Here is a 9,640-nt window from a genome sequence, read left to right as displayed (position 1 = left end):
TCCCTTCCCGAACTCAGAAGTGAAACCTCTTAGCGCTGATGGTAGTGTGGGGTTACCCATGTGAGAGTAAGTCATCGCCAGCTCATTATTCCTAAACACCCCCTCCGCTAAGGCAGAGGGGGATTTTTTTGTGCGTGGAATTTTAGATAAGATATTTAACATATCTATATCTCAAAGTTGATCAGATTCTTCTGAGACAGAGAATTCCTGTTAATTTGTTTGACCTATTGGGATCTCTGTAAAACTAGCGCTATAAGAGTTTACAAGCTGATCTTATAAACCTTACAAAATAAAAAACCAGCGAATCGCTGGTTTTTTATTGCAGACTATTTTATCCAAACACGCGCATTACGGCTGCGATTAATACCCAAAGAATGACAATCGCCACGATGGGTTCAACAATCTTTGCCCATGTTGGGGTATTGATAACAATGACTTCTTCGACATCTTGATGCTGCTGATTCTGGCTTACCATTTGATTAAACTCCTTCATTGATGCTTCCAATGATAGCTCTTCTTGCACAATTGGTTTAGAGCCTTTGAGTTCTGTTAGCTTGTTTGTTGTCCAAACCCAATCATCTGCTTGACCAGATAAATGTTCAATTTGCCCGGTCAGTAATTCCTGAATGCTATGGATATTATGGTTGCCGGTATCATGCAGTTGTTTTAATTCAATAAGCTGTAAATGAAAAATTTCTGAAGTGCTTTGCTCAAGCTGGGCTCGATCCAGAGTGGATTGATTTTGCGGACTGGTAGCGAGATGACGCACGATTTCCAGGATATATAATTCATCAGGATGATTGATTTCATTATAAATTTTTTGTGGGTTATGACGCCATTCAGTAATAAGTTTTCCTAAAGTTAAGGCATTGATTTCTGATATATATTTTCGTCTTTCTTCTTTTGTATATTCTTTTAGAAGCTCAGGCTTTTGAGTCTCTATCTGTTCAACAAAATATTGTACTAAATCAAAAGCCATTCACTTGCTCCATTATTTTTAATCTAATAGTCTTAAAGTCGGTTTTTTCTTTGGTTGTTCAGTTTGTTCTTCAGTGCTTGATTTTAAAGCATCTTCATCATTTTGTGTATGCTCATATTCACCTGGATCAAAGAATAAACCTTGACCATTTTCACGTGCATAAATACCGAGTACTGCTGCCATAGGCACATAAATATCACGAGAAACGCCACCAAAGCGAGCCGAGAAGCTAATGGCATCATTGCTCATATGCAGCGCATGCACGGCATGTGGCACAATATTCAGAACAATCTGTCCATCTTTAATAAACTGCTCAGGAACCATGGTATTTGGGCGTGTGGCATCCACCAGCAGGTAAGGCGTCATATTGTTATCGCAAACCCACTCATAGATTGCACGTGCCATATAGGGACGGGTAGGGCTAAGGCTGAATTCTTGTTCGGACATGATGTTTCTCTACGGATGCTTGAGTTGCGCTGAATAACGGTTCTTTTCCTGCAATGTCATGGATTTTACAAAGGCAGGACGACTAAAAATTCGTTGGCAATATAAATAAAACGGACGGCATTGCTGCTGTGGTAATTCTACGCCCATCTGTTTCAGACGGATAAAAATTGGTGCCAACATACAATCCAGGATACTAAATTGTTCAGACATAAAATAGGGAAAATGCTGGAATAGTGGCATTAGTGAAATCAGGATATCCTGTAACTGCTTTTGTGACTGAGTTCTGGCTTTCTTATCCAGCGTATCAGGATGGCGTAACATGAGATCAGCCAGTTTCAGCCAGTCATTTTCAAAGCGCCAGATGTATTGTCGTTGCTCTGCCCGGGGCATCGGAGCATCGGCATACAGTTTATTCTGACGATAACGATCATCTACATATTCTGAGATAATCGAAGTATTAAATAATTTAAGTTCATTTTCGATCAGCATCGGCAATTGATTATAAGGATTGAGACTGGCCAGATCCTCATCATCGGCATCCACCAAAATCAGATTATATTTAATCTGTTTTTCGGTAAGCACATAGCGAATCCAATGGGAACGAAAGTCATCGGCATGACTATAGAGAGTGATTCCTTGAAGAGGCGCGCTTTCGACTGACATAAATCCTGATGAGCTTCTAATGAATAGACTAGGATACTAAAATTCAACCTAAAAAGCACCAAGCATCAAAGATCAATCGGCTTGAGCCGAGGTAGATTATAAGAAAAACAACTGGAGGAAAATAAGATGCTGATCAAGCTTCCTGTCATTTTGCTGTTTATCTGTATTGGGATCGCAAATTATTATTTGATGAAGTCATTCTGGTGTCACGAAGGGGTATGGGGTAAGGATGTACATGAACAATAACAAGAAAAAAGTTCTAAATGACCCACTAACCGCCATAAAAAAACCCTGGAAAATCCAGGGTTTTTTGTCCGATTCGGTAAACGAATTAACGTTTAGAGAACTGAGGACGTTTACGAGCTTTACGTAAACCAAGTTTCTTACGTTCAACTTCACGAGCATCACGAGTAACGAAACCAGCTTGACGAAGAGCAGGTTTTAAAGTTTCGTCAGAAGCGATCAATGCACGAGTAATACCGTGACGGATAGCGCCTGCTTGACCACCAATACCACCACCAGCAACAGTGATGTAAAGGTCATATTTGTCAGTAGCTTCAAGAAGCTCAAGTGGTTGGTTAACAACCATACGAGCAGTTTCACGACCGAAATACTGTTCAAGAGTACGGTTGTTAATTACGAGTTTACCAGTACCAGCTGATAGGAAAACACGTGCAGTTGCGGTCTTACGGCGACCTGTACCATAATTAGTAGCCATGTGCTGTTATCCCTTAGATGTCCAAAACTTGTGGCTGTTGAGCAGCGTGTGGATGCTCAGTACCTGCATACACTTTCATTTTCTTGATCATTGCATAACCAAGAGGACCTTTAGGTAACATACCTTTAACAGCTTTTTCTAGAACTGCTTCTGGTTTGTGAGCGATTAACTTTTCAAAGTTAGTCTCACGGATACCACCAGGGAAACCAGTGTGGCGATAGTATTTCTTATCTTGTGACTTTTTACCAGTCACAGTGATTTCTTCAGCATTGATAACAACGATGTAGTCGCCAGTGTCAACGTGAGGAGTATAAGAAGTTTTATGCTTACCGCGTAAACGACGAGCGATTTCAGTCGCAAGGCGACCTAAAGTTTTGCCAGAAGCATCAACAACGTACCAGTCGTGTTGAACTTCAGCTGGCTTAGCGCTGAGAGTTTTCATTAAACCACTACCTATTATAGTTGGTTTGGACTATGGAATCTGTCCAAACTAAAGGAGACGCGATTCTAAACGAATACGTGAAGAATCACAAATGAAAATTAAAATTTCAAGCGCTGTATTTTATCTAATCTCCCTGGTGAAAGAAAGACCTAAGCCTTTATATGCTACAAAAACTGCAACTATATTTGTAACCATAGTTTCAATGGTATCAAAATATTGATTTATAAGTACTCTTTGCAATGATTACTACAGCGTAGGCGTGATCGGGTTATAATATTTCTCAGCTTTGCCAAATTGAGAAGATGATGCTGCCTTTATATGTCACCAGTGGGGAACCTGCCGGAATTGGTCCTGATATTTGCCTGAGTCTTGCAGATCGTGTTGATGAGCGCCCAATTGTGGTATTGGCGGATATTCATATGCTCGAGCAACGTGCTCAGGTACTCAAATTATCGGTTGAGCTGATTGAATATCAAGGACAGGAGTCATCTTCAGGCATCGGTCAGCTATTTGTAGAGCATGTTCCCGTGCAGCAAGACGTCGTATTGGGTGAGCTGAATCCGAACAATGCGGCTTATGTACTGGAGCAACTGCGTCGATCCGCAGACTATGCCATGTCAGGAAAAAGTGTCGGCGTCGCGACTGCGCCTGTACAAAAGTCCGTGATAAATGAAGCGGGCATTTCTTTTAGTGGTCATACCGAGTATTACCAGGAATTTGCTGGTGTTCCACGTGTAGTCATGATGCTGGCCACCAAAACTTTACGCGTGGCCTTGGCCACTACCCATCTTCCGCTTCGTGCCGTGGCAGATGCGATTACGCCTGAACGCTTGCATCAGGTGATTGATATTCTGATTCACGACCTGAAATCCAAATTCAAGATTGAACAGCCGAATATACTGGTTTGCGGTTTAAATCCGCATGCCGGGGAGGGCGGTTATTTGGGGATGGAAGAAATTGAAGTGATCAATCCGGTACTCGAAAGCTATCGTGCCCAAGGTATCAACATGAGTTTAAGCCTACCTGCTGATACTTTATTTACTCCAGAAAACCTAAAAGATGCTGATGCTGTTCTGGCGATGTATCACGATCAGGGCTTACCTGTGTTAAAATCACAGGGCTTTGGTGAAGCCATTAATATTACCCTCGGCTTACCGTTTATTCGAACTTCTGTTGATCATGGCACAGCACTCTCCCTTGCGGGGACGGGACTTGCGAAAAGTTCCAGCCTGCACGTTGCTGTCGATTTAGCCCTCGATCTGGCGCGCCACTGATTATTGTTCATCACTCACGTTGGAAATGTTTTTATGTATCAAATTAATGCCTTAAACCCAAAAGATGAAGGGCATCAGGCTCGAAAAAGATTTGGTCAAAACTTTTTACATGACCAGCGTGTCATTGCCAAAATTGTACGCTCAGTCAATCCGCGTCCAGGTCAGAACATTCTGGAAATTGGCCCGGGTCTGGCCGCTTTGACTTCACCTTTAATTGGTGAATGTGATGCCTTAACCGTACTTGAGCTGGATCGTGATCTGGCTACTGGCCTGCCGGGTCGTGTGCCGCATCCGGAACGTTTAACCATTATTGAAGCCGATGCCTTGAGATACGATTATTCTCAGTTGTTCCAGGAAGATCGTCCATTACGTGTGGTCGGTAACTTGCCCTATAATATTTCAACGCCACTGTTATTCCATCTCTTGGAATTTGGTGACAAAGTGCAAGACATGCATTTCATGCTGCAAAAAGAAGTGGTAGACCGCATTACCGCATCACCCAATACCAAAGAATATGGCCGTCTGTCGGTGATGATTCAATATTTCTGTAAACCGACTTTCTTGTTCGAAGTGCCACCTGGATCTTTTAATCCGCCTCCAAAAGTAACTTCTGCGGTATTCCGTTTAGAGCCTTATAAAGTTAAACCGATTGTGGCGAAGAATGAAAAAGCGCTGGCACGTCTGGTATCTCATGTCTTTACCCAGCGTCGTAAAACCTTGCGTAACAGCTTGAAGGGTATGTTGGTCGAAGAGGGTTTTGAAAAAGCGGGTGTTGACCCGATGGCGCGTCCAGAAACCCTGACCCTTGAACAGTTTGTTGCACTTTCAGATCAAATGGTGGCTTAAATTACGATGAACCGTACTGCTCGATATAATTATGTGATTGGTGATGTTCAAGGCTGTTTTGAGGCCTTGAAAGCTTTACTCAAGGAAATCCAGTTTGATGCAGAACAAGATTTTATCTGGTTTGCTGGAGATTTGGTGGCACGTGGTGAAAACTCCATTGCTGCACTGCGGTTTATCAAAAAGCTGGCTGAACAAGGTGCGGCTGCGACGGTCTTGGGAAATCATGATTTGACTTTGCTGGCTTATGCCCGTGGTATCAAGCCAGTAAAAGAAAAAGACAATGTCCGTGATGTGATTGATGCGATCGACAGTGATGACCTGATTGACTGGCTGCGCAAACAGCCAATGTGTCTATTTCCAAATGAGCAGACTATTCTGACGCATGCTGGAATTCCGAATATCTGGAGTGCAGAAAAAACTGCTCAATTGGCACAAGAAGTTGAAGCGATCATTGCTCATGATGACTTTGATGTGCTGGATGATTTCCTGAAAGAAATGTTTGGGAAAGAACCAGCACTCTGGTCGGATCAACTACAAGGCCATGAACGTATTCGCTGTATCGTGAATTACTTGACCCGGATGCGTTTAATCGATGCTAAGGGACGCCTGGAATACAGCTTTAAAGATGCGCTGGATGATCCGATGCCGCAAGGCTTTAAACCTTGGTTTGAGTTTGAATCACAGGCCGCACAAACTCATCAGATCCTGTTTGGTCACTGGGCCGCCTTGAACGGTAAAACCATTTCGAACAAGATTCAGAATGTAGATGGCGGTTGTGTCTGGGGTAATCAACTGATGGCCTTCCGCCTGGAAGATCAGCAGATGTTTGCCGTGGATAATCCGGTAATGTAAGTAAAGCTATTAAAAAAGCCACGTGATTACGTGGCTTTTTTTCAAATCTTAAATTAGTCTGCTCGAATCCAGGTCTGGTTACGGCCTAGAACTGAAACGCCCATACTGGCACGTAAGGTTAAACGTTTACCGGTATTGTTTAAACGCATTTTTGCATCATAAATTTTACCTGCCAATGGATCGATAATACGACCTTTGTCATAATTTTTGGTGCCTTCAACCAGTTTTAGGCCTTTTAAAATGGTCATGCCTAAAATAGGCTGATTGGTATAAGGTGCAGGGCAGTTATTGCATTTTTCACGTGGATTATAGTCTGGGCGAGGCGTGATTTTTACAATTTTGCCTGAATAGGTATTATTTGCTTCTTTGCTAATGACGATAATCGCTTTAGCCGCCCCCGTTTTATCATCAATTTGTTGCCAGGTCCCGGTAATATCGTCTGCCCACAAATTCGTCATACATCCTGCTGTAAGCGCGGCAAGTAATATTTTTTTAAACATAGAGAGTCATTCCAAAGAATTTTTATCATCGCCCGCTCATGTTAGAAATCTTACTAAAATAGTCAACACTTATCTGAATACTATAGAGTTGATACACTAAAAAAAGCTGCCAATTTGGCAGCTTTTTTGAATAATGAGAATTAGGTATTAATCTTGGCGAATCCAGGTCTGGCTACGGCCTAAAGCGGACACACCGACATAACCACGCAAGGTTAAACGTTTACCATTGGCATTTAGACGCACTCGAGCGTCATAAACTTTACCTGCCAATGGATCAATCACTTTACCTTTTTCATAATTGTTGGTGCCTTCCACATGTTTTAAATCAGTCAATACATCCATGCCCATGATCGGCTGATTGGTATAAGGCGCGGGACATTTATTGCAGGTCTTTTGTGGAGTATAGCCTGGACGTGGAGTCACTTTGATAATTTTTCCAGCAAAAGTCCCATTATCATTTTGACGAATTTCAATAATTGCTTTTGGTGAGCCGGTTTTATCATCAATTTGCTGCCAGATGCCCGTCAGATCCTGTGCATAAGCAGTCCCAGTCATCAGTGCAGCGATGAACATTAATCCTAATTTAGTTTGTTTCATTATATTTATGCCTTTTTTATAGATGAATAAAATATCCCCAACACAAAAGTGCTGTTTTTATTAATCCTGGCGAATCCAGGTTTGTGTGCGACCAATTGCAGATATCCCGATATATCCACGTAAAGTCAGTCGTTTCCCATTGGCAGAAATCCGGCCTTTTAAATCATAAATTTTGCCGGTGAGTGGATCGAGTACCCGGCCATGTGCATAGTTATTTTTGGTGGTAGGTTTTAGTCCTTTAATGACGTCTAATCCCAAAATCGGTTTATCAGTATAAGGTGATGGACATTTGACACATTTTTCCCGTGGGGTATAGCCTGGGCGAGGTGTGACTTTAGTAATCGTTCCGGTATAGGAGCCATCAGCCTGAGTTTTCATTTCAATCAATGCTTTAGGTGAGCCAGTTTTATCATCAATCTGTTGCCAGAGACCAGATAACTCCTGAGCAAAGGCCATAGAGCCTGTGAATAAAGAAGCTGAAAAAACAGTTAAAATTGCGATTTTATACATGCGATATCCTTATCCTTATTTTTTTATGAACATTCACCTAATTCCATGTGGTGAATGTTGACGCAAACTACGTTAATGCACTTTCATAATCTATATTGCATGAAAAAAGCATATGTTTAATATTCATACAACTTAATGCATTAAAATGCAAGCTTCTATCTACTAAAGCATAACCCCGTCACATTTTATTTAATAAAGCAGGAATTAATCCTGCTTAATCCAGGTTTGACTACGGCCTAGTGCTGAAACGCCGATATAGCCGCGTAGGATCAGACGTTTCCCATTAGCACTTAATTTTGCCTTGGTGTTATAAAGATTCCCTGATAATGGATCAAGCAGCTTGCCTTGAGCAAAACTGTTATTGCCGACGTGCTTTAAGCCAGTGAGCACATCCAGGCCGAGAATAGGTTTATTGGTATAAGGTGCAGGACAGGACACACAGTTTTCTTTCGGGGTATATCCAGGACGCGGGGTGATTTTTGTGATCTTGGCAGCATAGACGCCGGAAGCCGTCTCACGAATTTCGAGGAATGCTTTAGGTGAACCAGTTTTGTCGTCAATATTTCTCCATGTCCCTGAAAGGTCAGAGGCCAAAGCCAGATGGCTGAAAGAGGCTAAAAGTAAAGTTGAAAAGAATTGAACCTTTTTCATATATCTGTTCCTAGGTTGGATTAGAGTTCTTACTCTATAGTAAGAACGATTACCACATAAAACAAATGATTAATTTGATTCACTAGTCACATTTTTTGCAAATAAAGTATAAACGTAGGCAACCAGACCGCGGTAAAGACTGCATTGACGGCCATACCAAATGCGGCATAACGTCCTGCAATACTGCCACGCTGCCAGGCCTGAGCTGTACCAATGGCATGTGCGGCTAGTCCTAAAGCCAGTCCAGAAGCGCGCTCATCATTAATATGTTTGAGAATAAATGGCGAAAAGGCTGCACCAATCACGCCAGAAAGAATCACAATCAGAATCACCATGCTGATGGGTGCATCCAGCAGGGTGGCAATATTAATCGCAATTGGAGTAGTCACGGCACGGGTAGCAAACGCCATAATGTCTGCAGAGGACATATGCAGCAGATAAGCCAGTCCCATCGGCAAGGCGACAGCACTGATACTGGCAAAAACCAAAATGCCGATAATGGCTTTGAGCGGCAGGTCATCGTAGCGCATCGCGGCCAGAGGGATAGCCAGGGCGACGGTCACATAGCCGAGTAAATGGTTGAAAAGCGGATTAACTTCATCCATGTAATTTTCATAGGGAATGCCCAGCACAAATAAAATCACCAGTACAAAGAACATGCTGAACACGATGACGGGAATTTGCGGTATGAACCGGTTACAGGGTTTGGCAATCAGATAGGCGCTGAGCGTAACCGCAAAGCCATACAAAATAGATAACATGCGGAACTCCTATAACCAGCGCTTGGCCATTTTGGCGTAAATCCATAAAGGAATCAGGGTGCTGAAAAACATGATGAACAGAAAGGCCGGAATTTTCTGGCCCATATGTACCAGCATCATCAGTGCACCTGCACTGACAGGCAGGAAAGCAAAGGCACTTTCCTTCATCAGTTTGTTATTGGTATCCACGAGGCGGGCGGGGAGTTTGCCGAAGTAGCGCCAGGTAAACAGCGCAATTAAAAGGCTCAATAACCCGACCAGATTGCCTAATTCAGGATGATTCAGTTGGGTCATTAACCAGACCGAAGCTTCCCGAAAGACAATAATAAGTAACAGGGTGCCAATCCATGCTGGCCAATCTATTCGTTTTATCCAGTTCATTGCTATGATCATTAATATT

Annotated in this window: 14 protein-coding genes and 1 rRNA gene; 4 read left to right on the top strand and 11 right to left on the bottom strand. The window is 42.5% G+C overall.

Annotated features, from left to right (window positions below; all coding sequences use genetic code 11):
* Positions 1-83 (top strand): 5S ribosomal RNA (rrf, locus tag NI462_RS05475); the annotation flags it as partial.
* A 248-nt stretch (positions 84-331) separates the two neighbouring features.
* Here the strand turns inward: rrf and NI462_RS05470 are convergent.
* From NI462_RS05470 to rplM, 5 genes are all read right to left on the bottom strand, one after another.
* On the bottom strand, positions 332-979 hold the full coding sequence (locus tag NI462_RS05470) for a hypothetical protein (RefSeq protein WP_253159487.1): 648 nt from the start codon (positions 977-979) through the stop codon (positions 332-334).
* A gap of 18 nt (positions 980-997) precedes the next feature.
* On the bottom strand, positions 998-1,426 hold the full coding sequence (locus NI462_RS05465) for a ClpXP protease specificity-enhancing factor (protein WP_044111678.1): 429 nt from the start codon (positions 1,424-1,426) through the stop codon (positions 998-1,000).
* Positions 1,427-1,435: 9 nt separating this feature from the next.
* Complete coding sequence (locus NI462_RS05460; protein ID WP_253159485.1) at positions 1,436-2,089, bottom strand: glutathione S-transferase N-terminal domain-containing protein; 654 nt, start codon at positions 2,087-2,089, stop codon at positions 1,436-1,438.
* Positions 2,090-2,420: 331 nt separating this feature from the next.
* A complete protein-coding gene (gene rpsI / locus NI462_RS05455) occupies positions 2,421-2,807 on the bottom strand; it encodes a 30S ribosomal protein S9 (protein WP_004281681.1) in 387 nt (128 codons plus the stop codon).
* A 13-nt stretch (positions 2,808-2,820) separates the two neighbouring features.
* Positions 2,821-3,249 carry a 50S ribosomal protein L13 gene (gene rplM, locus NI462_RS05450; RefSeq protein ID WP_004281682.1) on the bottom strand — a complete coding sequence of 143 codons (429 nt, stop codon included), beginning with the start codon at positions 3,247-3,249 and terminating at the stop codon, positions 2,821-2,823.
* 305 nt (positions 3,250-3,554) lie between these two features.
* Between rplM and pdxA the strand changes: the two genes are divergently transcribed.
* The 3 genes from pdxA to NI462_RS05435 are packed head-to-tail and all read left to right on the top strand — an operon-like array spanning position 3,555 to position 6,221.
* Complete coding sequence (gene pdxA / locus NI462_RS05445) at positions 3,555-4,523, top strand: 4-hydroxythreonine-4-phosphate dehydrogenase PdxA (RefSeq protein WP_005106114.1); 969 nt, start codon at positions 3,555-3,557, stop codon at positions 4,521-4,523.
* Between the two features lie 33 nt (positions 4,524-4,556).
* Positions 4,557-5,369, top strand: coding sequence for a 16S rRNA (adenine(1518)-N(6)/adenine(1519)-N(6))-dimethyltransferase RsmA (rsmA, locus tag NI462_RS05440; RefSeq protein WP_253159483.1), 813 nt, complete (start codon positions 4,557-4,559; stop codon positions 5,367-5,369).
* A gap of 6 nt (positions 5,370-5,375) precedes the next feature.
* On the top strand, positions 5,376-6,221 hold the full coding sequence (locus NI462_RS05435; RefSeq protein WP_253159481.1) for a symmetrical bis(5'-nucleosyl)-tetraphosphatase: 846 nt from the start codon (positions 5,376-5,378) through the stop codon (positions 6,219-6,221).
* Between the two features lie 53 nt (positions 6,222-6,274).
* On the opposite strand, the gene NI462_RS05430 is transcribed toward NI462_RS05435, so the two are convergent.
* From NI462_RS05430 to NI462_RS05405, 6 genes are all read right to left on the bottom strand, one after another.
* Positions 6,275-6,721: a DUF2147 domain-containing protein gene (locus NI462_RS05430; RefSeq protein ID WP_004645964.1), complete on the bottom strand. Its 447-nt coding sequence runs from the start codon at positions 6,719-6,721 to the stop codon at positions 6,275-6,277.
* 147 nt (positions 6,722-6,868) lie between these two features.
* The gene (locus NI462_RS05425; protein WP_253159479.1) at positions 6,869-7,318 is read right to left on the bottom strand and encodes a DUF2147 domain-containing protein; all 450 of its coding nucleotides are present in this window, start codon (positions 7,316-7,318) and stop codon (positions 6,869-6,871) included.
* A gap of 60 nt (positions 7,319-7,378) precedes the next feature.
* Positions 7,379-7,828, bottom strand: a complete 450-nt coding sequence (locus NI462_RS05420; RefSeq protein ID WP_005248004.1) for a DUF2147 domain-containing protein — start codon at positions 7,826-7,828, stop codon at positions 7,379-7,381.
* Between the two features lie 204 nt (positions 7,829-8,032).
* Positions 8,033-8,479 (bottom strand): DUF2147 domain-containing protein, encoded by a 447-nt coding sequence (locus NI462_RS05415; protein WP_005106118.1) that lies wholly within the window; start codon positions 8,477-8,479, stop codon positions 8,033-8,035.
* An 86-nt stretch (positions 8,480-8,565) separates the two neighbouring features.
* Positions 8,566-9,240 (bottom strand): LrgB family protein, encoded by a 675-nt coding sequence (locus NI462_RS05410; protein ID WP_253113522.1) that lies wholly within the window; start codon positions 9,238-9,240, stop codon positions 8,566-8,568.
* A 9-nt stretch (positions 9,241-9,249) separates the two neighbouring features.
* The gene (locus NI462_RS05405; protein ID WP_004281691.1) at positions 9,250-9,621 is read right to left on the bottom strand and encodes a hypothetical protein; all 372 of its coding nucleotides are present in this window, start codon (positions 9,619-9,621) and stop codon (positions 9,250-9,252) included.
* Positions 9,622-9,640 lie beyond the last annotated feature (19 nt).

The sequence above is a fragment of the Acinetobacter lwoffii genome (assembly GCF_024129715.1).
GTDB classification, from domain to species: Bacteria; Pseudomonadota; Gammaproteobacteria; order Pseudomonadales; family Moraxellaceae; genus Acinetobacter; species Acinetobacter lwoffii_U.
This window is presented reverse-complemented; position numbering and strand designations above follow the sequence as displayed.

What these genes read in the sequence shown, in the direction of transcription:
- NI462_RS05415 (WP_005106118.1), bottom strand. Translation starts at nt 8,479, where the DNA reads ATGAAAAAGGTTCAATTCTTTTCAACTTTACTTTTAGCCTCTTTCAGC.
- pdxA (WP_005106114.1), top strand. Translation starts at nt 3,555, where the DNA reads ATGCTGCCTTTATATGTCACCAGTGGGGAACCTGCCGGAATTGGTCCT.
- rplM (WP_004281682.1), bottom strand. Translation starts at nt 3,249, where the DNA reads ATGAAAACTCTCAGCGCTAAGCCAGCTGAAGTTCAACACGACTGGTAC.
- NI462_RS05425 (WP_253159479.1), bottom strand. Translation starts at nt 7,318, where the DNA reads ATGAAACAAACTAAATTAGGATTAATGTTCATCGCTGCACTGATGACT.
- NI462_RS05420 (WP_005248004.1), bottom strand. Translation starts at nt 7,828, where the DNA reads ATGTATAAAATCGCAATTTTAACTGTTTTTTCAGCTTCTTTATTCACA.
- NI462_RS05430 (WP_004645964.1), bottom strand. Translation starts at nt 6,721, where the DNA reads ATGTTTAAAAAAATATTACTTGCCGCGCTTACAGCAGGATGTATGACG.
- rpsI (WP_004281681.1), bottom strand. Translation starts at nt 2,807, where the DNA reads ATGGCTACTAATTATGGTACAGGTCGCCGTAAGACCGCAACTGCACGT.
- NI462_RS05410 (WP_253113522.1), bottom strand. Translation starts at nt 9,240, where the DNA reads ATGTTATCTATTTTGTATGGCTTTGCGGTTACGCTCAGCGCCTATCTG.
- NI462_RS05435 (WP_253159481.1), top strand. Translation starts at nt 5,376, where the DNA reads ATGAACCGTACTGCTCGATATAATTATGTGATTGGTGATGTTCAAGGC.
- NI462_RS05470 (WP_253159487.1), bottom strand. Translation starts at nt 979, where the DNA reads ATGGCTTTTGATTTAGTACAATATTTTGTTGAACAGATAGAGACTCAA.
- NI462_RS05460 (WP_253159485.1), bottom strand. Translation starts at nt 2,089, where the DNA reads ATGTCAGTCGAAAGCGCGCCTCTTCAAGGAATCACTCTCTATAGTCAT.
- rsmA (WP_253159483.1), top strand. Translation starts at nt 4,557, where the DNA reads ATGTATCAAATTAATGCCTTAAACCCAAAAGATGAAGGGCATCAGGCT.
- NI462_RS05405 (WP_004281691.1), bottom strand. Translation starts at nt 9,621, where the DNA reads ATGAACTGGATAAAACGAATAGATTGGCCAGCATGGATTGGCACCCTG.
- NI462_RS05465 (WP_044111678.1), bottom strand. Translation starts at nt 1,426, where the DNA reads ATGTCCGAACAAGAATTCAGCCTTAGCCCTACCCGTCCCTATATGGCA.